Below are 25,695 nucleotides of genomic sequence, written 5' to 3' on the forward strand. Positions count from 1 at the left end.
GTCGGGTAGTTTCAGTCGCGGCGTTCGTTTCCCGCTTCTACAGAAAAAGCGGCTGGCCCGTCTGGGTTTCGCCGCTTGAAATACAAAATGCGCAACACTACAACTGCCAACCAGTCTACACGTATTTCGGGGCTGTCAGAACCAGAGTCTCGGTGGTACCGAAAAAAAAGATCAATCAGGAGCGATCCGGCGCTCGTTACGTGACGAAGAACATATACCAGAAGCTCCATAGTTCGACGAAAGGCACCACCATGAACACCACCTCCAAAGCCCTGCGCGTGGCCTTCGCCGCTTCCCTCGCCGGCGCCGTCAGCCTGGGTTCAGCTGGCATGGCTATCGCCGCTCCCCCAAGCGCCCCGCTTTCCGTACCCGCGATGACCCAGGCCGAGGACGTTGTCATCACGATCACCGACTTTTCCTTCGACGTTTCCGGTCCGGTTAGCCCAGGCGCCACCGTGACCGTCACCAACAACGATTCAGAAGCCCACACCGTATCGTCGACGGCCCTGGAATCCGGGTCGATCCCTGGCGGGACGAGCCTCACCTTCAGTGCTCCCAGCGAACCCGGCGAATACCCGTTCATCTGCGATTTCCACGGCAATATGATGGGAACACTTGTCGTTCAGGCGGCGGCAGCACCCGCCCCAACTGAAGCACCGGAACCGGCATCGACACCAGCCCCAACCCCGACCTCGCAAATGGGTAAAATGCCCGTAGGCGGCGCCGATACCGGCGTTCAAGGGTCGTCTTCCGAAGGTTCAGTTGGAGGAATGGTGCTGGGCGGTGGCCTGCTCCTCGCTTTGGCCGCTGGCGGCACCTATGTGGTGCGCCGGGCGACATCCAACAACTAGTACCTGCCCGGGACCGGCATGGAAGCTACTCATCCACCATGCCGCTCCTGGCTGCCCCGCGCCCTGGTCTTCGGCAGACGGCCAGGGCCGCGTGAGATTATCGGAGCATGCTGACGACCAGGGAAGGGCCGCGTCGGCGACGACCGCCTAGACTTCCTCTGGGCCTGTTGCTGCTCGGGATGATCGCCTCAGTACTGGTGTTCGCCGGACCCAGGCTACTCGACGGCATGAACATCCAGGGCAGTTCCCTCCTCGGCGGCCCTGAGTGTACGGTCGAAACCTCCGACGGCGACGTCGGCCTCACCGCCGATGAAGCGAAGTTGGCTACTACCGCCGCCGCTCTCCTGGCTCAGGGGCTGGACGCGCCGGACACCTCTACTATCGACGATGCAGTCATCCAGCAGTTGATGGACGGGCCACCAGACGATGCCGGGCCCAGCTTTTACTGCCGGGGCTCGGCCGCCACCGATCTTGAGGTTGAGCAACTTACCGACACCGGCCTGACCCCGCGAGCCCAGCAGGTGCTGCAGAGGATGGCCGAGGTATTCGGGGACCAGAGCCTCGGCGGGTTCACCCCGGGCGGGGTCGGCCAGGGCCACGGCGAAGCTTCGACGCACTACGACGGTCGGGCTATCGACGTCTTCTACCGACCGGTGACCGAAGAAAACCGGCGCGAAGGGTGGATTCTCGCCCACTGGCTCGTTGCTCATGCAGACGACCTGGATATCCAATACATCATTTTCGACGACCAGTTCTGGAGCGCACATCTCGCCCGCGGGCAGTGGCATGACTACGAGGCCCCCGCACCCGGCAATGAGATCCTGCGCCATCTCGACCATGTCCACGTGGACGTGCTGGGAGGAGGCCCCGGCTGACGTACTACCTAGGGCTCGTGTACGGGGCCGGAAGAGCCGATGGCGCCAAGGTCAGTCGTCCGGGTCACCGGCCCGATTGCCACGGTGCCGGTTGCCTGCCGGCCGAGGTACCACCCGTGTGTGCGCTCAGATCCGCCGCCCGGCCGCACCTGCCAGCGGGTATCGCTGACCCGCACGATCGGAGCCGTCGCCACAAGATCGAGCGCCACGGGAAGAACGACGGTATCAGATACCGTTTCGCCGCCCTGGCATCCGTCAGTGATGAACCGATCGAACGAGATGGATCCAGAAGCGGTGGCTGTTTCCAGCTTGCGGCCGATAGTCAGCACCCCTGGCCCCGACCCGACGACGAACTGCTCGCGGACGGCTGCCGTACCGTCACCACAGTCGATCCGTTCGGCGGTGAAGCTCGACGCGCTGACCGTCGTCACACGCCCAGGCGGGCTGGTGGTGCTGGCCTGCACGATCATGTCCTCAAAGAGGAGACCGAGGCCTCCGGTGGGCTCAAACACGGCACTGTAATCCCCGCGCGCTCCTGTACCGCCTGACGGTGCGACCGGGTCGGGCGCGACCGGAGCGATACCGTGGATTCGCTGCTGCTCCACCGCGTACTTCAGGAACGCGGCGGGGCTCTCCGCTCCAACGATGAGCGAGCCCACGCTAACGGAGCCGATGCCATCGCGGGCGAAGCTGTAGGACCGACCAGTCGAACGATCGGCGCCAGCCGACGTGGTGCCTCCGATACCCGTAAAGAACCTGACCGAAGTACCCATCACCGTAATCTGCACCTCGTGTGAAGGCAGCGTCGTGACTGTCTCCGGCTCGTCGCACCCGGGGCTGGTGGTGACAGTTAGGTTGAGGACAGCGTGCCCGAAAGCCTGGTCGAGGCTATGCCCGATGTCGAGGGTTACCGGACCCGGTTCACTCGCGTCCCGGATTTCGGTCTGGACCGTGGTGGTAGTGATGTCCTCGCTTAGATCTGGACAAATGATGGTGGCTGCCCGGGACAGAAACACGTCAACCGTCGCAGCAGCTCCAACCTCCTGCCGGAAGGAGACCGCACCGGCATAGGCTCCGTCCTCGTCCGGAAGAAGGTTGACCGCGGCCTGGTAGTACCGCAGTTCATCCTGCTGCGTGCCTCCGGGTGGTGCTGCCACCGCCACCGTGGGCAAGGTCGGGGCAATGAGCCCCAACATTGCTATGCAACATACCAACCTGCGCTGTGCACCTGTGCCTAGTTTCATGGCCCGCTCCCTGCCTTCGTGGGTGATTTTACTCCTGGATAAGTTGCACGTCACTGCTTTTCCGCTACGTTTTCTGGACTGCCCACGGGACCTCACGCGATTCGGTCAGTGGCGCGTGAGAGCATTAATACATGCCCCCAACCAGCTCCCCCATGATCGATGTCACCGACATCATCCGCATGGTGGGCGGCGCCTCGTTCCAGCGCGGGCAGACCTACGCGAAACAGGGCGCGGTATCCCAGCTCGCCTGGGATCCGTCGGGCAGCACCCTTGACGCCCGGGTCCAGGGAAACTCACCCGCCGCCTACCGTACCCGCCTGTTCCTGGCAGAAAAGGGCGACGGCCGCTACCATCTCAAAGACAGCTTCTGCAGCTGCCCCATCAGTCTCGACTGCAAACACGTAGCTGCTACCGCGCTTCAAAGCAACACCGAGCATCTCCTCTCCCGCCAGGAACTCACCACTCCCGTGCGGACGTCGGCGAGGGTGGGCTGGCAGAGTTCCCTGACCGGGCTGATCGAACCCGCGTCCGACGACGGCGCCGCCACCCCGACGCGGCCCACCCCGCTTGCGCTTCAGTTTGAGCTGCGCGCCGCCACGAGCCCGCAGCACGGCTGGGGGTCACCAAGGTCATCGCGGAAGGCAGCCAAACCACGGCTCGGGGTGCGCCCGGTGGTCCGCAACAGCAAAGGCAACTGGGTCAAGAACAACCTGTCCTGGGGCAGCATCAGCTACCAGACCTACGGCATCCTCCTCGACCCCGACCAGCACCGCTGGTTCTCCCAGTTCCCCTCACTCCATCGCGGAACAGGGGTCAACTACTTCGGCAACAACGATTCCTGGCTGTACCTTGAGGACTTCAGTAATCCACTCCTATGGCAGTTGCTGGGCGAAGCACGGCGCCTCGGCATCGAACTTGTCGGCTCCACCAAGGGCGTCGCAGTAGTCCTGGGTGGGACAGCCACCCTCAAACTGGATGCCACCGCCACGGCAGACAACCAGTTGCGCCTGCGCCCGGTGCTGGAAATCGACGGTCACCAGCACCCACCCGACACGGCCCGACCAATCAGCACCCACGGCATCTACACGGTCGATCCAGGAACTCCCACCCAGAGCACCGTCATCACGCTGGCGTCGTCGTCGAAACGGCTCACCGATCACGACGTCGGGCTGCTGCTGCAAACCGCCCCGGTGGTCATCCCCGCCGAGGAAACATCCCACTTCCTTGACAGCTTCTACCCGCGGCTTCGCCAGGCGATCGAGGTGATCAGCAGCGACGAGTCGGTGACCTTCCCCGACATTGCGGCTCCACTGCTCATCCTCACCGCCTACTACACCACAGACGACCGGTTAGAGCTTGCCTGGGACTGGGAATACCGGTTCGGTGACAAGCCAACCCGTAAACCGCTGGTCGCCGAACCCGGCACCCAGGACTACCGCGATGCCGCTGCCGAGGACGAGTTGCTTCACGCCGCACGCTCCCAACTCGGGTCCACCCCGCTCGGATCGCTCACCCTCGACGACATGGATGCCGTCGAGTTCACCGAGGACACCCTGCCGAAACTGCTGGAACTGGACGGCGTCAGGGTTGACGTGATCGGCGACCAGCCCACCTACGAGGAGCTCACCGAGCCCGCCCAGCTGACCATCACCACCGTGGAGACCGACAACCGCGACTGGTTCGACCTCGGCGTGCTCGTCACCGTCCAGGGCCGCAAGATTCCCTTCGATCGCATCTTCCGCGCCCTCGCCCAGGGGAAGAAAAAGATCAAGCTGGTGGATAACAGCTACCTGTCCATGGACCAGCCCATCTTCGAACAGCTGCGTGAACTGATCGAGGAAGCCCGCTCCCTCAACGAATGGGAGCCGGGCCTGAAGATCAGCCGCTACCAGGCGGGGCTGTGGGCCGACTTCGAGGACCTGGCCGAGGAAACCGAGGAGGCCCAGGGCTGGCGGTCAGCGGTCGCAGGCCTGAACGATCTCCAGGAAATTACCCCCACTCCCCTGCCGCCCACCCTGTTTGCCACCCTCCGCCCGTACCAGCAGGACGGTTTCAACTGGCTCGCGTTCCTCTACCAGCACGGACTCGGCGGTGTCCTCGGCGACGACATGGGCCTCGGCAAAACTTTGCAGACCCTGGCCCTCCTCACCCATGCGAAGGAAACCGGCGAAACCAGGCCCTTCCTCGTCGTCGCCCCCACCTCAGTGGTGCCGAACTGGGTGTCCGAAGCCCAGCGCTTCGCCCCCGGCCTCTCCGTCACCGGCATCACCGACACCCAGGCGAAAAGCGGCACGGATCTGGCGGCACTTACGGCGGGAGCCGACGTCGTCGTCACCTCCTACACCCTGTTCCGGCTGGATTTCGCGGGCTACCAGGCGCAAGAGTGGGCCGGACTGATCCTTGACGAGGCACAGTTTGTGAAAAACCGAACCGCGAAGGTCCACCTGTGCGCCAAGGAGTTTTCGGCGCCGTTCAAGCTCGCCATCACCGGCACCCCGATGGAAAACAACCTGATGGAACTGTGGTCACTGTTCTCCATCACCGCACCGGGCCTGTTCCCCTCGGCCCGCCGGTTCACCGAGGATTACCGCAACCCGATCGAGAAGGTAGGCAACACCGAGCGGCTGGCGCGTCTGCGCCGCCGGATCCGGCCGCTGCTGATGCGGCGCACCAAGGAAGCGGTCGCCTCCGATCTCCCACCGAAGCAGGAGCAGGTGCTGGAGGTGGAGCTGCATGCGCGGCACCGGAAGATCTACCAGACCCACCTGCAGCGCGAACGGCAGAAGCTGCTCGGTCTGATCGAGGACCTGGACCGCAACCGGATGATCGTGTTCAGGTCCCTCACCCTGCTGCGCATGCTGAGCCTCGACGCATCGCTGGTGGATAGGGCGTACGACGGCGTCCCCTCCGCCAAGCTCGACGTCCTGTTTGAGCAGCTCGAGGATGTGGTGGCCGAGGGACACCGGGCCCTGGTGTTCAGCCAGTTCACCTCCTTCTTGAAAAAGGCAGCTGAGCGGTTGGACGCCCAGGGCATCGCCTACAGCTACCTCGACGGTTCCACCCTGCGCCGCGGCGACGTGATCAACAGTTTCAAGGACGGCCGCGCGCCGGTCTTCCTGATCAGTCTCAAGGCGGGCGGGTTCGGCCTGAATCTCACCGAAGCGGACTATGTGTTTCTCCTGGACCCGTGGTGGAACCCCGCCACCGAGGCGCAGGCCGTCGACCGCACCCACCGAATCGGCCAGACCCGCAACGTCATGGTGTACCGGATGGTGGCCACGGGCACCATCGAGGAGAAGGTCATGAAGCTCAAGGAGCAGAAGGCGAAGCTGTTCAGTTCAGTGATGGACGACGACGCCGTCTTCAGCTCCGCGCTGACCGCCGACGACATCCGGGGCCTGTTGGAGGGCTAGAGTCGAAGGGGTGAGTCAACAATTATCAGCCGACCTGCCCACAAGCTCCTCCAGCACCGGATTCGTCAAGGTCCGGGGTGCCCGCGAGAACAACCTCCGCAACGTGAGCGTCGATGTCCCCCGGGATGCGATCGTGGCCTTCACCGGGGTTTCCGGGTCCGGGAAATCTTCGCTGGCGTTCGGCACCATCTACGCCGAAGCGCAGCGCCGCTACTTCGAATCGGTGGCCCCCTACGCCCGGCGGCTGATCCAGCAGGGTTCCAACCCGCGGGTCGATGAGATCACCGGCCTGCCGCCTGCCGTCGCCCTGCAGCAGCGCCGCGGCACCCCCAGCTCCCGCTCTACGGTTGGCACCGTCACCACCTTGTCCAACTCACTGCGGATGCTCTTCTCCCGCGCTGGGACCTACCCCGAGGGCGCCGGGTCGCTCGACTCCGACGCCTTCTCCCCCAACACCGCCGCCGGTGCCTGCCCGCAGTGCCACGGCCTGGGCGTCGCCCACACGGTCAGCGAGGAATCGCTGGTCCCGGACACGTCGCTGACCATCCGCGACGGGGCCATCGCCGCCTGGCCCGGAGCGTGGCAGGGCAAGAATCTCCGAGACATCCTGGGCGAACTTGGACACGACATCGACATCCCGTGGAACCAGCTCCCGAGGGAATCCCGCGACTGGATCCTCTTCACCGAGGAGCAACCCGTGGTCGAGGTGACCCCTCAACGAGACCGGGTGGCCAAACCGTACAAGGGCCGGTTCTGGAGCGCGAAGAGCTACGTCCTGCACACCCTCGCCGACTCCGCCAGTCAGTCCATGCGGGAACGGGTCCTGCAGTTCATGCACAGCGGCCCCTGCCCGCTCTGCGACGGCAGCGGCCTGCAGCCGGCCGCGCTGGCTGTGACCTTCGCCGGCTATTCGATTGCCGAGCTCACCGCAGTTCCCCTCGCCGAACTCGCAGCGATCGTCGAGCCCACTGCCACCCTGCAACACGCGGGATCCAGCTCCCGCGCGCTGAGCTCCGGTGAGACCACCGAGGTGGCGGTCACCCTCACCAAGGACCTGCACCAGCGGGTCGGCGTCCTCCTGGAGCTGGGACTGGGCTATTTGAGCCTCCGCCGTCCCACCCCCACCCTGTCGCCGGGTGAGATGCAGCGGCTCCGGATCGCCACCCAGCTCCGCTCCGGCTTGTTCGGGGTGATCTACGTCCTCGACGAGCCGTCGGCTGGCCTGCACCCGGCGGACGCCGAACCTCTCCTGGAGGTCCTGCAACAGCTCAAGACGTCCGGCAACTCGGTGTTCGTGGTCGAACACGACATGGACGTGGTCCGCAACGCCGACTGGGTGGTCGACGTCGGCCCGCGGGCTGGCGAGGCTGGCGGCTCAGTCCTCTACAGCGGCGCGGTGGCGGGCCTCGCCGACGTCGACGCGTCGGTCACCCGCCCGTTCCTTTTCCCGGAGCAGGCACCGCCCGCCGCCGAAGCGGCGCTGCGTCAACCGGAGCGCTGGCTGACTCTGAATGACATCACCCGCCACAACCTCCGCGGGCTAGACGCCGCCGTCCCCCTGAACGTGCTGACTGCCGTCACCGGAGTCTCCGGCTCGGGCAAGTCCACCCTCGTCTCCCAGGTGCTGGCTGACGTCGTCAGCGATTACCTGCATGCCGGTGCACCGGAACAAGACGACGACGGCAGCGACCGCGACTGTGCACCCGGCGACCACATGACCGTGGGCCATGTGGAGGGGCTCGACCTGATTGACCGGCTGGTCCGGGTGGATCAACGCCCCATCGGGAGGACCCCCCGATCCAACCTGGCTACCTATACGGGCCTGTTCGACGCCGTCCGGAAGGTCTACGCTGCCACTGACGAAGCCAAAGCGCGCGGATACGGGGCTGGCCGGTTCTCCTTCAACGTGACCGGCGGCCGCTGCGAGACGTGCCTCGGCGAGGGATTCGTCTCCGTTGAACTCCTGTTCCTGCCGGGCAGTTACGGGCCTTGCCCCACCTGTGATGGGTCACGCTACAACCCCGAAACGCTGGACATCACGTATCAGGGCAAGACCATCGCCGATGTGCTCGAGCTGACCGTCGACGCCGCCGCTGGGTTCCTTGCCGATGTTCCAACGGCAGCGCGCAGCTTGACCACCCTCCGCCAGGTGGGGCTGGGCTACCTGCGGCTCGGCCAGCCCGCCACTGAACTCTCCGGCGGTGAGGCGCAGCGCATCAAACTCGCCACCGAACTCCAGCGCGCCCGCCGCGGGCACACCCTGTACCTCCTTGACGAACCCACCACCGGGCTCCACCCGGCGGACGTGCAACTGCTACTCGCCCAGCTGGGCAACCTGGTCGACGCCGGCAACACCGTCGTCGTCGTCGAGCATGACATGTCGGTCATCGCAGCGGCAGACTGGGTCATTGACCTGGGACCCTCCGGCGGCGATGACGGCGGCAGGATTGTCGCGGCCGGGACGCCGTCGTCGGTCGCCACCAATACTGTCAGCCGGACCGCCCCCTATCTGGCCCGTCGACTCGGCACCGCCACGGAAAAGTCATCTACAGGCGCTCATTGCTGAGAACCTTCTTCCCCGCCGCGCTTGCGCCGACGTGGTTTCCGCGGCTCTGATCGGTCACCGGTCCGGTACCGGCAACCTCGCGCATCTGCTCAATGCCGGCGACCGCCTCGATTTTGGTCGGATAGTACGTGGAAACGGCGACCAATGCTCCGTCGCCGGCCATCAGTTTGATCCGGTAACCACCGTCGTGCGCATCCACTATCTTGAAGTAGCCTGACACTTTCTTACCTCCTTGTAAGGAATGTCTGAACGGGTACCTACATACTAAGGATCCTTACGTCTGCTGGATATGGTTTGGAAGGATAATCCCGCTGAAGTTTTAACAGCCGTTTACCTTCTCCCTTTCCCCGTACTGGCGGTAAAATGTGAATGCTGGCATGGTAGCCATGCCGATGCCAACGGCCCTGTAAAAGCTCGGCGAATAGGTTGCAATTTCACAAGGTTCTTTTCTCGATCCAAGGGAGGGGAAATGACTACCGCATCGCATCACGCACGTGACTTTCACGTGACTCATGAGTTGGTTCGCACCGGCTCCATGGGACTAGGCGTAGTCTTTCTGCTTTTGGGCGTCCTGGCCTTCGTTCCAGGACTGACGACACAATACAGTTCGCTGGCCTTGGCCAGCGGCTCGGAAGCTCTGCTTTTCGGCGTCTTCCAGGTGTCCATCCTGCTCAACCTCGTCTATCTGATTGTCGGAGCAGCCGGGGTCATCATGAGCAGGGACAGCAATAGCGCTCGCAATTTCCTGGTGGGCAGCGGTGCCTTATTCCTGGTTATGTGGGTTTACGGAATGGTCATCGATCTTGAGTCGGCGGCCAACTTCCTGTCCTTCAATGCGGCGGGTAACTGGATGCATCTGGCCCTCGCGGTAATCGCGGGCGCCGTTGCCGTCGCGCATATCGCCCGGACCCGTGGAGGTGGCCAATCAGCCAACACCTAGTCAGCGGCCATCGGCCCAGATCATAGCTGTTGCCTTGCATCGACCCGTTCGATGCAAGGCAACAGTGGTTAACAGTGCATGCAACCTGAATGCAACCTTCGTGCAACCCGGATCACGGTACGGTCGCCATGTGCCCCGTCACCGACGACAGGGCTGTTCGGAAACGGAAGGGAAGCTCATGCCTGGAAACAAAGCCGTTGCCTACAAAGGCCCCGGGAAAGTGGAGGTCATCGACATTGATTACCCCACCTTCGAGCTCAAGGATGGACCCGGAGTCAACCCGGCCAATATCGGCCGGCAGGTTCACCACGGGGTCATCCTCAAAACTGTGACAACAAATATTTGCGGCTCCGACCAGCACATGGTCCGGGGCCGTACTACCGCCCCCTCCGATCTGGTGCTTGGCCATGAAATCACCGGCGAGGTGGTCGAGGTTGGCCGCGACGTGGAATTCATCAAAAAGGGCGACATTTGTTCGGTGCCCTTCAACATTGCATGCGGGCGGTGCCGGAACTGCAAGGAACGCAAGACAGGCATCTGCCTGAATGTTAACCCCGACCGCCCGGGCAGCGCCTATGGGTATGTGGACATGGGCGGCTGGGTGGGCGGCCAGGCCGAGTACGTGCTGGTCCCCTACGCCGACTGGAACCTGCTGAAGTTCCCGGACCGGGATCAGGCGCTGGAGAAGATCCTGGATCTGACCATGCTCTCGGACATCTTCCCCACCGGGTTCCACGGCGCGGTGACCGCCGGTGTGGGGGTCGGCTCAACCGTATACGTGGCGGGTGCGGGACCGGTGGGGCTTGCTGCAGCGGTCTCAGCGCAACTGCTCGGTGCCGCCGTCGTTATCGTCGCCGACCTCAACGAGGAGCGGCTGGCCCAGGCCCGCAGCTTCGGCTGCGAGACGGTCGACGTGTCGAAGGGCGATCCGAAGGACCAGATCGCCCAGATTCTGGGCGTGCCGGAAGTGGATTGCGGAGTTGACGCTGTGGGATTTGAGGCGCGCGGTCATGGTGCCGATGCGTCGCACGAAGCACCGGCCACCGTGCTGAACTCCCTGATGAGCATCACCGCCGCCGGCGGCGCCCTGGGCATTCCGGGACTGTACGTCACGGGTGATCCGGGAGCGGTCGACGACGCCGCTAAGGTAGGTTCGCTGTCCCTCAGCCTCGGCACGGGCTGGGCCAAGTCCCTGTCCTTCACCACTGGCCAATGTCCGGTGATGAAGTACAACCGCGGTCTGATGATGGCGATCCTGCATGACAAGGTGCAGATCGCCAAGGCAGTCAACGCCAAAGCGATCGGCCTGACTGACGCTCCCCGCGGCTATGAGGAGTTCGACGCGGGCGCTGCCACCAAGTACGTGCTTGACCCCCACGGGTACGTCGCTGCGTAACAGGAGCACCTGAGCGCGTAGGGACCGCGGGCGCCGCCGCCCGCGGTCCCTACGCTATGGCGGTCCCTACGCTGTCGGGAGCCGGATCACGTGAACAGCGGCTCACCCAGAAAGGGTGAGAGGGCGTCCTGCTGTGCCCCACTCAGACGGAGCAGGCTCCCCGTGTTTGTGTCCACGAAAGCGAGAATTGTTTCTGCCTTCACGCACACTGCCTCGGAGCGGGGGTCATGGATCCGGTAGGCAAGGGTAAAACTCGCTGGTGACATGGCGCTTACCCAGACGTCAATGCGCACTGGAACATTGCGGTAGTCGAGGGTGTCGACAAACCTGACCCGGTGCTCAACCACCAGAGCCTGCGTGTCCGGGTCTATCGAGGAAAACACTGCGACCGGAGGCTGATCACCCTCGGCTCCCGTCCCGCCGGGCGGCCCAAAGGCGTGGATCCTGGCTTCCTCCAGAAGCCGAAGAACCTGTACATTATTGATATGCCCATAGGCGTCCATATCGGACCACCGCATCGGCACCCAAGAGGTTAGCGTTTGGGCATCCGAACCCATCCCTTTTCCGCCCTTTCGTCAAGCAGCGACATGTCTCGATTTGGCAACGATTAGAATCTGTTCTACCGTAGACAGTAACCCGTTCAGGGAAACACCCCCGCCACCACCTCCTCGGAGATCACCTCCTTGAAGACAGTGACGGAATATGCCCGGTGCTGCCAATCCACCCGACGTTGCTCGTCCGGTAGCCACCACAGACCAGACCTCTAAAACAGTCGAGGCGAGCAACGGCGCAAAGATGTCCGGGGACGGAACTAGCGTTGGTGGCCTTTCGGAGCATCTGACCCATGAAGAACCAAAAATTCAGTACTACCGCGCGCCGCGGCGTTGCCGTCGTCGCTCTCGCGGGCCTTGGCCTCGGAGCATCCGCTGGTGTAGCTAACGCAGCACCCGCCAGCACCTGGGATTCCCTCGCACAGTGCGAAAGCGGCGGAAACTGGGGCATCAACACCGGAAACGGTTTCTCCGGTGGACTGCAGTTCACCCCCTCCACCTGGGCCGCTTTCGGCGGGCAGGGCGCTCCTCAGGACGCCAGCCGCACCCAGCAGATTGCTGTAGCAGAGAATGTTCTGCAGGGTCAGGGCTGGGGCGCTTGGCCAGCATGCTCGGCCAAGCTCGGCCTGAGCGGTGGAGCCAACCCTTCGGCCGCACCAATGCAGCAGGCTCCAGTTGCACCTGCTCCAGTTGCCCAGGCACCCGTGCAGGCTCAGGCTCAGCAGATTCAGCCTCAGATCCAGCAGGCTCCGGTAGCCCCGGCGCCCGTCGTGCAGGCTCCTGTAGCCCCGGCTCCAGTTGTTGCGGCCCCCGTTGTCGAGGCCCCTGTCGCTGCACCCGCTCTCAGCGGTGACACCTACACCATCCAGTCCGGCGACACTCTCGGCACGATCGCCGAGAAGCTGGGCGTTGTGGGTGGCTGGCAGGCCCTGTACGAGGCTAACGCTGACACCGTTATCCACGCTGACCTCATCTTCACCGGTGACGTTCTCCAGCTCCCAGCTTCATAGCATCACGCTGTAGTTAGCTAAGCCACTGACGACGGCGGCCGTCCGGACTATCCCGGACGGCCGCCGTCGTCGTCTGGGCATGCCCACCCCACCCTGCGCTACGCTAGGCCTGCCTTCCGGAGGGCCTCGGCCATCGCTGTATTGGCTGAAGTCGTATTGGCAGGCGGCGCTTTGGCTGGAGAAGTATTGGCAGGCGGCGCTTTGGCTGGAGTCGCTGGCATCCGTCCAGCATGTTTACCTACGGCGGGCTTGCCTTTCTCTGGCTTCCCACCGGAGCCGGTGGATTCGTCGTCGAGCCGTAGGGTCAACGAAATCCGTTTGCGCTCGGGGTCTGCTTCAAGCACCTTGACCCTGACCACCTGGCCCGACTTCACCACCTCGTGCGGGTCGCTGATGAAGCGGTTCGACATGGCCGAAATGTGCACCAGCCCATCCTGGTGGACGCCAACGTCGACAAAGGCGCCGAAGGCCGCGACGTTGGTCACCACGCAGTCGAGCATCATCCCCGGTATCAGGTCGGAAATCTTCTCCACTCCATCCGAGAAGGAAGCCGTCACAAATTCGGGCCGGGGATCGCGTCCTGGCTTCTCCAGCTCGGCGACGATGTCTTTGATGGTCGGTAGACCGAAGGTATCGTCGACGAAGGCCGTCAGGTCCACCTCGCGGAGCGAGGTGCCGCCCGCGCTGAGAATCCGACGGGCCACACCGTAGGCCTCCGGGTGAACGCTTGAGGCGTCGAGCGGCTCAGTGCCGCCCGATACCCGCAGGAACCCTGCGCACTGCTCGAAGGCTTTCGCCCCGAGGCGTGGCACCTTCAGCAGGTCCGCCCGGCGGGCAAAGCGGCCGTTGGCGTTGCGGTGGGCCACGATGTTCTCGCTGAGCAGCGGGCCGACACCGGCCACGCGGGTCAGGAGCGAAGGCGACGCGGTATTCACATCCACGCCGACGGCGTTGACGCAGTCCTCGATCACCGCGTTCAGCGACCGTTCCAGGTTGGCGGCCGTCACATCGTGCTGGTACTGGCCGACCCCGATCGACTTGGGGTCAATCTTGACCAGTTCGGCGAGCGGATCCTGCAGACGCCGCGCGATCGACACAGCACCGCGCAGGGACACATCAAGATCGGGCAGTTCAGCGGATGCCAGGGCTGACGCCGAATACACTGACGCGCCGGCCTCTGAGACCACCAATTTTTGCAGTTTCCGCTCCGGCAGCGCCTTGATCAGCTCAGTGGAGAGCTTGTCGGTCTCCCGCGATGCAGTGCCGTTACCGATGGCGATGAGTTCGACGTCGTACCTGGTAACGAGTTTTGCGAGGGCGGCGAGCGCGGCGTCCCATTTTTTCAGCGGAGCGTGCGGGTAGACGGTTTCCGTGGCTACCGCCTTGCCTGTACTGTCCACCACCGCCACCTTCACTCCGGTGCGCAGCCCGGGGTCAAGTCCGAGGGTGGTTCGCCCTCCCGCGGGCGCGGCGAGCAGCACGTCCCGGAGGTTGGCAGCGAAGACGCGCACCGCCTCGGTTTCCGCGGCAGCGAACAGGCGCACCCGTAGGTCGAGCGAGAGTTTGGCGAGAACCCGGCGCCACGCCTGCTGGACCGTCTGAGTGAGCCAGGCGTCGGCTGGCCGGCCGACGCCAGCTATTCCGAGCACCGCGGCCACCGAATTTTCATACGTGGTCCGCGCCCGGTCAAACTCTGCGGTGTCCGCCGGGTCCGCTTCGCTGATGGCGAGCTCAAGCACCCCCTCCTTCTCACCGCGGAACAGGGCGAGGACACGGTGAGATGGCATGGTGGAGGGCGCCTGCGCGAACTGGAAGTAGTCCGCGTACTTCTGCCCTTCAGTCTCTTTACCGGCGCGCACCTTTGACCGCATGAGGCCCTGTTTCCAGAGCCTCTCCCGTGCCGAGGTCAGCAGGTCGGCGTTCTGGCCCGCGCGTTCTACCAGGATGGAGCGAGCCCCGGCGAGCGCCTCCCCGGCGTCCGACACCTCCCCGGTGACGTATCGGGCCGCCTCCACGGTTGGGTCCAGCGAGGGGTCGGTCACCAACGCATCGGCGAGCGGTTCCAGACCTGCCTCCCGGGCGATCTGTGCCTTGGTACGCCGTTTGGTCTTGAAGGGTAGATAGATGTCCTCCAGCCGGGACTTGGTGTCAGCGCCTGCAATGGCGGAACGCAGCTGGTCGGTGAGCTTCCCCTGCGCCTCGATTGACTCAAGGATTGCCCGACGGCGATCCTGCAGTTCGCGCAGGTAGCCCAGCCGCTCATTAAGGGTCCGTAGCTGAGCGTCGTCGAGGGACCCGGTGGCCTCCTTACGGTACCGGGCAACGAAAGGCACGGTTGATCCGGCGTCGAGCAGGTCAACCGCGGCTTTCACCTGCCAGGCGTGAACTCCCAATTCGGAGGCGAGAAGATGAAAGATGGTGGCGTCGGAGGTCAAAGGTAACACGTAAGCCATTGTCGCCTACTGTGGGCGGAAGGTTCCAGCTGGACTGTCAGCCCGCCCGGGCCGCTCGGGCAATTCGGTTAGGCGCAGGAGTCGCTGTCGATGGTGATCGCGAGCGGATGCTGGCCGGTGAAGGAACCTTCCGAGGTTGAGTAGTCGATCTTGACGAACTCGGAAGAGCCTCTCTCGGCGCCTTCGTCGAGGGACACCGAGACCACCACGTTGAGGTACTCAAGCGTGGAGATTTTGTAGCCGACCGCCGGCACGGGTTCAGTGAAAAAAACATTCTCGGGCATGTCCTTCTCGCCTGCCATTTTGCCAGCGCCGTGGGTGCCAGTGTGTTCGTCGCCACCGCCCATGACGGTTCCATCAGCCATGCCGTGGGTTCCGTGGCCACCGCGGTTGGCCGGGGTCACCTCCGCAGAATCCAAGGTGACGCCCGACGGCGAGCCGAGGCTGACGTCGTCAATGGTGAACGATTCGAGGGTTTCATTGTGGATCAGCACCGTGTACTCCTGGTACCCCAAGGCTGGCTCAACCGAGCAGAGCTTGGCCCCATTGGCACCCAATTGCAACGGATCTTCGCCCAGGGAAGCAGCAACCACTCCTGCGTCGGGAGTATCAGCAACGTTCGCACCCTCGACGGTCTGCGGTGCGCTGTTGACGTTGAGCGGGTTGTCTTCCATCCCGCCGCATCCGGAGATCAGGCCGGCGGTAATTACCGAGATGCCTATAATCGTTGCTGTTCTGCCAAGCATGGTTTCTTTTGCCTTCCAGGATTTGTGCCCCGGACCGGGAAGTGCGTCCGGTCTGGGCTTACCTATCATTCGTACCCCGTCCGACGAAGGTTTGGTGAGCTGCGCGCATTCTGTCGGCGGGCTACTCGTAGAGAACGTAGTCCGGCTCTGGCCGGAGGCCGAGGACGTCCGGCGGCAGCATCAAGGGTCCGAGAACCGTGTCCTCTTCGAAGAAGAGCTTAAAGCCGGGATTCACTGTCGGCGGGAGTCCCAGCATCAACTGATTATAGGTTTCCACCTTCGAGCCAGGTGCGCCGATCCCGTCCACGCTTTTGATGACCTCGACGCCGTCGTACTCTTTGATTGCGCTCTGATTAGTCACCACTGATGCCGAAACCTGATGGAAGACCAGTGCCTTCTGCGGCAACTGATGCTTGGAGACCAGGGCGTCGAGGTAGCTGGCGATGTGATCGATCTCCTCCCCTGAGGTCTGCCCATACGACTGGCCTGGGAGTTGATCCCCGGAGATGTCCCATTCCGGGTCCAACGCGAGGCCCACGTCGGGTTCTTTCAACCACTCCTCCAGCAGCTCGACCTCCTTGGTCATGGTGGAACGGCCGGGCTGGATGTTGAGCAGGAGCATCGCGTCATGCCGCCTTGCTGCCGCCAGATAGGTCGCAATGAACTCGTCGGACGCTGGGGCGCGGTAAAGCCCGTCGTCTCCCGGCGAGGCCTGCACGACGACGGTGATCAGTTCCAGTACCGGCATCACTTTGCGTCCGTCCGCGTACTGCTCACCGAGCAGTTCCATTTCCCTGACCCGCTCGTCGATGTCACCTATCCCGAGCCGACCCATACCCTCCGACGTCGGGTGCCCGCTGAACCCCACCAACCGGTAGCGAGGAAACAGGTCGGTGCCGCCTCCGGGTAGCTGGAGTGGCTCAGGTTCGAGGGTGGGAGTCACACTGGGAAGGGCCTGCGGCGCCTCGCTGGCAGGCGTCGTCGCGGCGCTCTCCGTCGGGTTACCCGCCACGCAGGCGGTAAGGAAGAAGCACAGGAACACGAGAATCGGCACTCCGGCACGCCGGCGGGGATGAGGTGAGGGTTGGGTGTGGTGCATGTCATTCCTCGGCGAGAGTGTCAGCGGATGTTTGGGCTTTCAACGGTACAGGCCTGGGCTACTCTGATCTCATGACTGAGCCTGCATTTGTGCATGAGACCGAGATCGCCACCTCCCCGCTGCGCCTCTGGGAAGCCCTGACCGACGGCGAGGTGACGCGACGTTACTGGTTTGGGCGGCGGCTGGAATCCAGCTGGGTCCCCGGCTCCCCGATTCGCTTCTACGACGGAAGCTCCGAAGCCGTTACCCATCACGGCGTCGTGCTGGAGGCTACCGAGCCCACCCACCTGTCGTACACGTTCCGTGAGGTGCCCGACGGCGAGGATGGGCTGACCGATCCGCAGGAGGACTCCGCCAGCCGTGTCACCGTCGATCTTGAAGAGATTAGCGGCGGCGGAATGCGTTTTCGTCTGGTGCACGACCGGCTCACGGCACCGTCCGATGTCGAGTTGGTCAGCGCTCAGTGGTCTCCCGTCCTCACAAACCTGCAGGCCCTTCTGGAGAACGACAACGCACAGTACCCGGCTCCCGGCAACAGCTAGGACTTGTTCGCCGGGGTAGCCGATCACATTGTCTTAACGGGCTCGCACCCCTAAGAATGAGCTATGACAGTAATCATGAGATCCCTCGAAACCGCCGTTCCCGAGACCGTCATGGTGCAGTCCGATGTGAGAGACGTCTTCGCCGCTCAACCCGGCCTGAGCCGGCTGGGCACGCGCCTGGTGGGTGCCGCGTTTGATTCGTCAGGAATCCAGACCCGGTATACGGCTGTCAAGGAAATGACCCTCGAAGCGCCGTCCGGGGATCCGGTGTTTTTCGACTCGACGGAACGGCGCATTCTGTCGCCCAGCACCAAGGTCCGCAACGAGGTGTACGCGGCGGAGGGCACCAAACTGTTTGTCGATGCAGCTAGCAGGGCACTCGCCGCCGCCGAGGGCATCGAGGCGTCCGACATCACTCATGTGATTACCGTTTCCTGTACCGGTTTTTTCAATCCCGGACCGGATTACAAGGTGGTTCGCGCACTTGGGCTGAGCCCCGCAACACAGCGCTACCACCTCGGCTTCATGGGCTGCTACGCTGCGTTCCCCGCATTGCGCGCCGCCAAATCCTTCTGCGAGGCCGAGCCGAACGCCGTCGTGCTGGTGGTGGCGGCCGAACTGTGCTCCCTCCACGTCAGATCGTCGAATAACCCGGACAGCATTGTGGGGTCGTCGCTGTTCGCCGATGGGGCGGCCGCTGCTGTCATCAGTGCCAGGGAATACACTGCCACGGCTCCCGCCCTCAGCCTTGACTTCTTCGAGACGGTCCTGACGCCGGTCGGAGAGGAGTCCATGGCGTGGAATATCGGCGATGAGGGTTTCGAGATGGTGCTTGGAACCTATGTGCCGCACATTATCGATGAGCACATCGTGGGGGCGCTGGAGCCGCTCCTGGCCCGGGATGAGACCCTCGCGGAGAAGCAGTACAAGGACATTGAGCATTGGGCCATCCACCCGGGCGGGCGCAGCATCCTGGACAAGGTGGAAGCCAAGCTGGATCTGAAAGAGGACCAGTTGGTGCCCGCCCGGGAAACCCTTCGCGACTACGGCAACATGAGCAGCGCTACGGTGATGTTCGTATTGAAGCACATTCTCGATCAGCCGTTCACGGGGCAAAATGAGCGGATTTGCTCGATGGCGTTCGGGCCTGGGCTGACCGTCGAAACCGCATTGTTCACCAAGGTGGGTCCCTGAGTGCAGTTCCTCGCGCATCGCGAGAATGGTTTCCTCGCGCACCGCGACGTTAACGCGGTTGAGGAAATGGACAAGCCGGATTGCGATCCGGTGCTGCTGGATCGAACGTACGCCCAGTTCGGCTTGATCAACGCGACGGTCGCCGGCTGGCGGCGCACCTGGGCGGCACAGATCCGCCCCCAGCTATCGGCCTCGGGCCCCTCGACCCTGCTCGACATCGGATCGGGCGGCGGCGACATGCCCCGGGCTTTCACCCGGTGGGCGGCGCGGGACGGCCTGCGGCTCTCCATCCTCGCCATTGACCCCGACGAGCGCGCACACGCATTCGCCACCTCCCGGCCGCCCCTGCCTGGGCTCACCTTCCGGCGGGCGTTCAGCGCCGAGTTGGTCGCCGAGGGCCAGCGGTTCGACGTCGTCACCTCCAACCATCTGTTGCACCATCTGACGCCGAGGCAACTCGGCGGGCTTCTGGCCGACTCGGAGCAGCTGAGCCGCGGTATCGCCGTCCACAACGACATTGAACGCAGCCGGCTAGCCTACCCGCTCTTCTCCCTGGGCACCCTCCCGCTCCGGCGGTCACTGATCCGCCAGGACGGGCTGACATCGATCCGGCGCAGCTACAGGGCAGCCGAACTCGGTGCGGTGGTCCCGCCAGGCTGGGAGGTCACGGGCAGGTTCCCGTTCCACAACCTGCTGATTCACCGCGCGTCCCGTGCCTGACCTGATTCTGGTGGGCGGCGGGCCAGTAGGCCTGTTTGCAGCGATCATGCTGTGTCAGGCGGGGATCGATGTGCTGGTGCTGGAGCAACGGACGTCGCGCAGCACTCATTCGCGCGCCATCGGCATCCATCCGCCCGCGCTGCAGGCGCTGGCTGGGGCCGGCGTCGCGGAGGACCTGATTGCCCAAGGCGTCACCATTCATCAGGGGGTGGCCCGCAGCGCTGGGCGGGAGGTAACCCGGCTATCCTTCGCCGGCCTGCCGTGCAACTACCCATTTGTCCTCGCCCTACCCCAGATTCAGACCGAGCAGGTGCTGGAAACCCGGCTCGCCGCCGTCGCGCCCTGTGCCCTCCGTCGAGGTGTGGCAGTGACCGATGTCCACGACGCTGGCGGGTCGATGCTGGTGACGACGTCGACGGGCGACGTACTGCAGGCGCAGCTGGTGATCGGGGCCGACGGCGGGAGGAGCACCGTGCGCACCAGTGCCGGCATCAGTGCGTCGTTGCGGCGGTACCCGGACACCTACCTCATGGGTGACTTCGCCGACGAGTCAGTGGACCGGTCGACGGCGGTGCTGTATCTCGAGCCCGATGGGATTGTCGAGTCCTTTCCGCTGCCTGACGGGGTGCGGCGCTGGGTGGTGCGGACACCGTCGTTGGTGTCAGCTCCCACTCCCGAGGTTCTGGCGGACCTCATCCGCGTGCGGACCGGCGTCGACGTAGAGGTTGCGAGCACCTCGATGCTGAGCGCGTTCGCGGTGCAGCGGCTGCTGGCCCGTCGCTTCGTTGCTGGCCGGACGGTCCTTATTGGCGACGCTGCCCACCAAGTCAGCCCGATCGGCGGGCAAGGGATGAATCTGGGCTGGCTGGATGCCACCGAGCTGGTGCCAATTGTCAAGGCTTCGCTGGTGGATGGCCGCGACGTCGGCCGGGATTTGGCTGCGTTCGACGCGCGCCGTCGTCGAGCGGCGGTGACGGCGGCCCGGCAGGCTCATCTGAATATGGCGTTGGGGCGGCCACTGCCGCAGCCTGTGCTGTCCGCACGCAATGCCTTGTTTGGTCGGGTCGCCGCTAGGCCAGCCGCCCACGACGCCATCGCCCGCGCCTTCACGATGCAGTAACCCATCCCGCACCCCTTTCCTTTCCGCTCACCCCTTCCGCTCATTTCCGCCGAGAAACGAGACCTGATGGGTCGGCCATGTTCTGGGTCACCAGATCCCGCACCTCGACGGCTGGGACCGGAACCGATTCTGGCTGTGCGGCTTCTGGCTATGCGGCGCATTGGAGCTGCGCCGGGCCACCGGGATGCTTAGAACGGTGGTGGGGTTTCCGGTGGTGGTGTTGGTGGTGGGTCTGGTTTGGTGAGGTAGGTTTCCCCGGCGGGGGAGATCGCGATGATGGTCCCGGGTTCGGGTTGGGTGTAGTGCCAGTAGCCTTCGGTTTTGAACATGTGGTGACGTTTACATAGGCAGGCGAGGTTACCGTAACTGGTTTTCCCGCCCCGCCCAGGGGATGGTGTGGTCGAGTTCGCAGAACACCGCCAACCGGTTACACCCCGGATGCCGGCACGTCCCATCCCGCACCCTCACCGCGTCCTGTAAGTCCTTCGGCACCCGATACGTGCCCGCATCAGCGCCGAGCCTGGCCCCGGTGAAGGGGTGAGTGAGGATCCTCGTGAACGAGGACGCATGCCCGGCAAGTTTCCGGGCGGTCTCCGGATCGATCGGCCCATACCCCTCCAACTCCCCCGGCGTATCCCCGCCCAACAGGGTAAGCACCGGGACGGTGACGAACACCCTCGCCTGAACACCCCAATACCCATCACCATCCCGCGACTGGACGGGTTCACCGTTCCCGCCGTTCGACCCGCTCGACCCGTGGCCGGCGTTCTTCCCGGCACCAGTACCCGCGTCGCCGTCGGACCCGCTAGCGGATTCCGACCCGGTGTCCCCGGCGGGTTCGGGTCCGTCTGTCAGGTGTCTGTCTGTCAGGTGTCCGCTGGTCATGTGGCCGGTGGTTCCGGCGCTGGTGAGGACGTCTACCAGGACGTCGGCGCGTAATTGGGTGAGGGTGCGGGGTTCGTCGGGGCCTTGCAGGTTCCGGGCCGCGGTATCGACCCGGTGGAAAATCCCTGCCGCCTGCTCGACGGGAAGATAGGCTTCGAACCAGGCCATCCCGTCGTGGACCGGGTTGAGGAAGACTCCGCGGTCCCTGACGGCCTTCCGGTGCCGGACCGTGATCGATTCCGGGTGGAGTTCCTCCCGTAACCGGAGGGCCTGGCGGCAGAACTTCGCCACCGTCGTCCGACCCGCCAACGTGATGGGCCTTTGTTCGTAGCCGGCGGCAAACTCGCCGGTCATGGTGTTGGGCATACTGCTGGTCTCTTCGGCGACCGCCCACGCGTGACGGCGTGAGAGCCTGCCCCGCTCCAGCGCGTTCAACGTCGTCGGGCAATGCCGGGTGAGCAGCACGCTGTGGTCCAGTAAGAACGCAGCGGTGCGTTCCGGCAGGTGCAGGGCGGCGCCGATCTCACTCGCGGCGAGGGTTTGTTCGTAGCCCAATTCTCCGCTGCCTGCGTGGCCCCGTTCAGTTTGAAGATCCAGGACCCGGGTGGCGAGCTTGGCTTCCTGCGCATCAAGCCAGGATCTGGCCTCGCCGATGTACTTCAACGCATCCAGTGCCTGGGCAGAGTCCAAACCGGCGACCGCCGCCAACCCGAGCCGACCAGTCAATGCTGGTGGTTCCTCACTGGAACGCGCCCGCTCATCCGGATCCGATCCGACCCTAAAGAAATTCAGAATGTCAGTCTGAGAATCAGTTAAATCCTTTTTCGGCAGGCGCTCCGGCGGCTTGACCACCGGCGCGGTCCATATGGCGTCGACGCTCAACGGGCCGCCGGGACCAAACACGCCAGATGTTCCGCCGGTAGTCCCAGCAGCCGTGTCCGTGGCCCCGCCGTCGTGGGCGGAACCCGGACCGGAATCGGCAGGGAATCCCGACCCGGCAGAAGAAGCGTTACTGCTTTCCATACCCCCATTCCATCATCGGGCTCTGACAAAATAAGGTCCCGGACCGGCCCTCCCCAAAAACTTTTTCAAGTTTTTTTTAGACGGAAACCGGGCCCCAGCACGCCTCAATCAGCCCCGCCGAACGTATTTGAAGATTCGAAAAAGGGTGGCAAGGACTGGAGGCATGCGGGCCTAGAGGTGCGTCGGGGCGAAGAGACGCAGCAAGGTTTCAACGACGACGACGTTGGGCCCCTCGGCCGCGAAACTGTCTTCCAGTGCCTGCCGCACATCGCCCGGGGCGACCTTGACCGCTGGCACGCCAAAGGCTTCGGCAAGCTTCACGAAGTCGGGCCGGGTCAGCTCGGTGGCAGTGGCCTTCCCGAACGCGCCCTCCATGTACTCGCGCAGGATCCCGTAGCCGCCGTCGTCGACAATCAGCCATGTGACCGGAAGGTTGTGTTGCTTGGCGGTGGCAAGCTCGGCAATCGAGTACATCGACGACCCGTCGCCGGACACGGCGAGCACGCGCTCCCCCAGCCCGACGGCGCCGCCAATCGCTCCAGGGAAGCCGTAGCCGAGGCCACCGGCACCCTGAGCGGAATGGAACTGGCCATCCTTGGCGTCCCAGCAGCTCCACGCCCAATACGCGGCGATTGTCATGTCCCAGAAGGTCTGCAACCCGGCGGGCGCAGCTGCCCGGATGTCGGCCATGAACGTTCGTTCCATGCCCAGATCCTGAGAATCCAGGCGGCCCTGCACCTTGGCGAGGGTCTCGGCGACCAGCGCGACGGCGTCGTACCCGGCGGTGCGATCGCGGGCCAGCACAGGCAGCGCCTCATCCAGGGCGGCGAGCGCCTGACCAGCGTCGGCACGGATGCCCAGGGCCGGACGGTTGGATTCGAGCACGCGAGGCTCGGCATCGATCTGGATGATCCGTCCACGCGGTTCCAGGGTGAAGTAGTTGCTCGTCACCTCGCCGAGGGATGATCCGATCACCAGGACCACGTCGGCGTCTTCAAGGACCTCAGTGATGTAGCGATCCTCCACCCACGCCTGAAGTGACAGCTCGTGGTTCCAAGGGAACGCCCCGTTTCCACCGGGTGAGCAGAGCACTGGCGCGCCGAGCTTCTCAGCGATGGACAGCAACCAGGCCTCGGCGTGGCCGCGACGGGTGCCGCCGCCGGCGACAATCGCGGGCCGCCTGGATTCGGTCAGCCATTTCACTGCCTCGCGGACCAGTTCGACCCTGGGCGGGTTGTCGAAGGGCTCGGCGAGAGCGTCCTCCACCTGAGGCACCATCACGGGGTCGAGCAGCACATTCTGCGGTACCTCAATCCAGACCGGCCCCTGGGGGGAGGACACAGCCTCGGTCCACGCGTCCTGAATGGCTGATGGTATACCTGAGGCGTGCTGGATGAGTCGCTGGCTCTTGGTGACGTTGGCCGCGGACGCCTTCTGGTCATCGAGCTGGTGCAGCATGCCCTTGCGGCGGGCACCAAGACCCTCCAGGGGAATCTGGCTGGCAATCACCACCATCGGCACTCCGGTGGCGTAGGCCTCCTGCAGTCCGGCGAGTGCCGTGAGCGCACCGGGTCCGGTGGACAGGAACAACACACCAACCTGCCCGGTCGCGCGGGAGAACCCGTCGGCGGCAAAAGCCGAATTGTTTTCCACCCGTGAGGACACAAAGCGCAGCTCCGACCGGGACAGCGCGTCAAACAATCCCAACGCGTGCTGACCTGGAATCCCGAAGACCGTGGTCGCCCCGAGGGCACTGAGGGTCTCGACGACGAGGTCCCCGCCATTACGCTCTCCGGTCAGGGGTTGTGGGGGTGCTGTTGCGACACTGTCACTGGTAACCATTTAACGTTCCTCTGTACGGGTGCTGGTAGTTGCCTGATCCGCCATCAGGCTCACCAGGTCGTAGGCGATGTGTGACGCGGCGACGCCGGTGATCTCCGCGTGATCATAGGCGGGGGCCACTTCGACAACGTCGGCGCCGATCAGGTTCATGCCGCGCATCCCGCGGAGAATCTCCAATAGCTCCCGGCTGGTGATGCCGCCGGCCTCGGGTGTCCCCGTCCCGGGGGCGTGCGCCGGGTCGAGGACGTCAATGTCGATGGAAATATAGAGCGGGCGGCTACCGATCCGGTCCCTCAGCTTGGCAATCACCTCGTCGACACCCTGTCGGAACACATCGGAGGAGGTGACAATGCCAAACCCGAACCGTCGGTCATCCTCTAGATCCTTCACCCCGTACAACGGTCCGCGGGTCCCCACGTGGGAGATCGCTTCGGTGTCGAGAATTCCCTCCTCGACGGCGCGGCGAAAGGGGGTCCCGTGCGTGTACTCGGCGCCGAAGTAGGTGTCCCAAGTGTCGAGGTGCGCATCGAAGTGCAGCATGGCCACGGGTGCGCCGGCGCGTTCGGAGGCAGCACGCAGCAGGGGCAGCGCGATGGTGTGGTCTCCGCCGAGCGTGACGAGTTTGGCGCCGTCGGCCGTCAGATCGAGTGCGTTCTGCTGGATGGTTTCAATCGCTTCGTTGATATTGAAGGGATTGACCGCCATGTCGCCGGCGTCGGCCACCTGCACCTGTTCGAACGGGGAGATATCCATGGCCGGGTTGTAAGGGCGGAGCAGGCGCGAGGACTCGCGGACGTGGTTCGCGCCGAACCGGGCGCCGGGGCGGTAGGACACCCCCGAGTCGAAGGGGACGCCGACGACGGCGATGTCCGCGCGGTCCACCTCGTCCAGCCGCGGTAACCGGGCGAAAGTCGCGACGCCAGCGTAGCGGGGGATCCGTGAGGAGTCGATGGGACCAACGTTTCCGTTGGCCGTGACGCGCGGCTGTTCCATGGGTACCTCCGGTTTGGGGCAGTGGCTGCCCACAGTGGTCGGTGAAGAATTAATAAGGAAGTTGCCATATAAGCATCAACTGTTTTTCACAAGGCTAATTGTGATGCTGATCCCGGTCAACACCGGCGGCAAAATATCCGCCGCAAGTGCCCCGTAAAGGATCCATAAAAACCACGCCATCCGCCACCCGCGCGGGCCTACAGTCAAGGCGTGACTACTACAACCTTGCGCA

21 protein-coding genes are annotated in these 25,695 nt (G+C 64.2%); 11 read left to right on the forward strand and 10 right to left on the reverse strand.

Going from position 1 to position 25,695, the window contains the following annotated elements:
- Positions 1-251 precede the first annotated feature (251 nt).
- Together ACX80A_RS07025 and ACX80A_RS07030 are read left to right on the forward strand one after the other, a co-directional pair.
- Positions 252-851: a cupredoxin domain-containing protein gene (locus ACX80A_RS07025; RefSeq protein ID WP_459258972.1), complete on the forward strand. Its 600-nt coding sequence runs from the start codon at positions 252-254 to the stop codon at positions 849-851.
- Positions 852-1,030: 179 nt separating this feature from the next.
- Positions 1,031-1,726, forward strand: a complete 696-nt coding sequence (locus ACX80A_RS07030) for a hypothetical protein (RefSeq protein ID WP_459258973.1) — start codon at positions 1,031-1,033, stop codon at positions 1,724-1,726.
- A gap of 8 nt (positions 1,727-1,734) precedes the next feature.
- Here ACX80A_RS07030 and ACX80A_RS07035 read toward each other — a convergent pair whose 3' ends face one another.
- Positions 1,735-2,922 carry a hypothetical protein gene (locus ACX80A_RS07035; RefSeq protein ID WP_459258974.1) on the reverse strand — a complete coding sequence of 396 codons (1,188 nt, stop codon included), beginning with the start codon at positions 2,920-2,922 and terminating at the stop codon, positions 1,735-1,737.
- A gap of 179 nt (positions 2,923-3,101) precedes the next feature.
- Between ACX80A_RS07035 and ACX80A_RS07040 the strand changes: the two genes are divergently transcribed.
- Both ACX80A_RS07040 and uvrA read left to right on the forward strand, forming a co-directional pair.
- Positions 3,102-6,383, forward strand: a complete 3,282-nt coding sequence (locus tag ACX80A_RS07040) for a DEAD/DEAH box helicase (RefSeq protein WP_459258975.1) — start codon at positions 3,102-3,104, stop codon at positions 6,381-6,383.
- Between the two features lie 10 nt (positions 6,384-6,393).
- Positions 6,394-8,949, forward strand: a complete 2,556-nt coding sequence (gene uvrA / locus ACX80A_RS07045; RefSeq protein WP_459258976.1) for an excinuclease ABC subunit UvrA — start codon at positions 6,394-6,396, stop codon at positions 8,947-8,949.
- On the opposite strand, the gene ACX80A_RS07050 is transcribed toward uvrA, so the two are convergent.
- The gene (locus ACX80A_RS07050; protein ID WP_459258977.1) at positions 8,930-9,169 is read right to left on the reverse strand and encodes a YegP family protein; all 240 of its coding nucleotides are present in this window, start codon (positions 9,167-9,169) and stop codon (positions 8,930-8,932) included. The genes uvrA and ACX80A_RS07050 overlap by 20 nt on opposite strands.
- A 249-nt stretch (positions 9,170-9,418) precedes the next feature.
- Between ACX80A_RS07050 and ACX80A_RS07055 the strand changes: the two genes are divergently transcribed.
- On the forward strand, positions 9,419-9,889 hold the full coding sequence (locus tag ACX80A_RS07055; RefSeq protein WP_459258978.1) for a DUF4383 domain-containing protein: 471 nt from the start codon (positions 9,419-9,421) through the stop codon (positions 9,887-9,889).
- 178 nt (positions 9,890-10,067) lie between these two features.
- Positions 10,068-11,285 (forward strand): formaldehyde dehydrogenase, glutathione-independent, encoded by a 1,218-nt coding sequence (fdhA, locus tag ACX80A_RS07060; protein ID WP_459258979.1) that lies wholly within the window; start codon positions 10,068-10,070, stop codon positions 11,283-11,285.
- 86 nt (positions 11,286-11,371) lie between these two features.
- Here the strand turns inward: fdhA and ACX80A_RS07065 are convergent, their stop codons facing one another.
- Positions 11,372-11,803, reverse strand: a complete 432-nt coding sequence (locus tag ACX80A_RS07065) for an acyl-CoA thioesterase (protein WP_459258980.1) — start codon at positions 11,801-11,803, stop codon at positions 11,372-11,374.
- A 326-nt stretch (positions 11,804-12,129) separates the two neighbouring features.
- On the opposite strand from ACX80A_RS07065, the gene ACX80A_RS07070 reads away from it, so the two are divergent.
- Positions 12,130-12,846 carry a transglycosylase family protein gene (locus ACX80A_RS07070; RefSeq protein ID WP_459258981.1) on the forward strand — a complete coding sequence of 239 codons (717 nt, stop codon included), beginning with the start codon at positions 12,130-12,132 and terminating at the stop codon, positions 12,844-12,846.
- 98 nt (positions 12,847-12,944) lie between these two features.
- Here the strand turns inward: ACX80A_RS07070 and ACX80A_RS07075 are convergent, their stop codons facing one another.
- From ACX80A_RS07075 to ACX80A_RS07085, 3 genes are all read right to left on the reverse strand, one after another.
- Positions 12,945-15,299: a Tex family protein gene (locus tag ACX80A_RS07075; RefSeq protein ID WP_459258982.1), complete on the reverse strand. Its 2,355-nt coding sequence runs from the start codon at positions 15,297-15,299 to the stop codon at positions 12,945-12,947.
- Between the two features lie 68 nt (positions 15,300-15,367).
- Positions 15,368-16,045 (reverse strand): hypothetical protein, encoded by a 678-nt coding sequence (locus ACX80A_RS07080; RefSeq protein ID WP_459258983.1) that lies wholly within the window; start codon positions 16,043-16,045, stop codon positions 15,368-15,370.
- 121 nt (positions 16,046-16,166) lie between these two features.
- Positions 16,167-17,144: a hypothetical protein gene (locus ACX80A_RS07085; RefSeq protein WP_459258984.1), complete on the reverse strand. Its 978-nt coding sequence runs from the start codon at positions 17,142-17,144 to the stop codon at positions 16,167-16,169.
- Positions 17,145-17,215: 71 nt separating this feature from the next.
- On the opposite strand from ACX80A_RS07085, the gene ACX80A_RS07090 reads away from it, so the two are divergent.
- From ACX80A_RS07090 to ACX80A_RS07105, 4 genes are all read left to right on the forward strand, one after another.
- Entirely contained in the window at positions 17,216-17,686 is a 471-nt protein-coding gene (locus tag ACX80A_RS07090; RefSeq protein ID WP_459258985.1) for an SRPBCC domain-containing protein, read from the forward strand.
- 63 nt (positions 17,687-17,749) lie between these two features.
- Positions 17,750-18,880, forward strand: a complete 1,131-nt coding sequence (locus ACX80A_RS07095) for a type III polyketide synthase (protein WP_459258986.1) — start codon at positions 17,750-17,752, stop codon at positions 18,878-18,880.
- Entirely contained in the window at positions 18,881-19,600 is a 720-nt protein-coding gene (locus ACX80A_RS07100; protein WP_459258987.1) for a class I SAM-dependent methyltransferase, read from the forward strand.
- Positions 19,593-20,720 carry an FAD-dependent oxidoreductase gene (locus tag ACX80A_RS07105; RefSeq protein WP_459258988.1) on the forward strand — a complete coding sequence of 376 codons (1,128 nt, stop codon included), beginning with the start codon at positions 19,593-19,595 and terminating at the stop codon, positions 20,718-20,720. Before ACX80A_RS07100 ends, ACX80A_RS07105 begins: the two co-directional genes overlap by 8 nt.
- A 188-nt stretch (positions 20,721-20,908) precedes the next feature.
- On the opposite strand, the gene ACX80A_RS07110 is transcribed toward ACX80A_RS07105, so the two are convergent.
- The 4 genes from ACX80A_RS07110 to speB all read right to left on the reverse strand — a co-directional run bounded on the left by ACX80A_RS07110 (position 20,909) and on the right by speB (position 25,463).
- On the reverse strand, positions 20,909-21,049 hold the full coding sequence (locus ACX80A_RS07110; RefSeq protein ID WP_459258989.1) for a hypothetical protein: 141 nt from the start codon (positions 21,047-21,049) through the stop codon (positions 20,909-20,911).
- A gap of 28 nt (positions 21,050-21,077) precedes the next feature.
- Positions 21,078-22,628 carry an HNH endonuclease signature motif containing protein gene (locus tag ACX80A_RS07115; RefSeq protein ID WP_459258990.1) on the reverse strand — a complete coding sequence of 517 codons (1,551 nt, stop codon included), beginning with the start codon at positions 22,626-22,628 and terminating at the stop codon, positions 21,078-21,080.
- Positions 22,629-22,799: 171 nt separating this feature from the next.
- Positions 22,800-24,470 carry a thiamine pyrophosphate-binding protein gene (locus ACX80A_RS07120; RefSeq protein WP_459258991.1) on the reverse strand — a complete coding sequence of 557 codons (1,671 nt, stop codon included), beginning with the start codon at positions 24,468-24,470 and terminating at the stop codon, positions 22,800-22,802.
- Complete coding sequence (gene speB, locus ACX80A_RS07125) at positions 24,471-25,463, reverse strand: agmatinase (protein WP_459258992.1); 993 nt, start codon at positions 25,461-25,463, stop codon at positions 24,471-24,473.
- Positions 25,464-25,695 lie beyond the last annotated feature (232 nt).

Source organism: Arthrobacter sp. TMN-50, assembly GCF_054511125.1.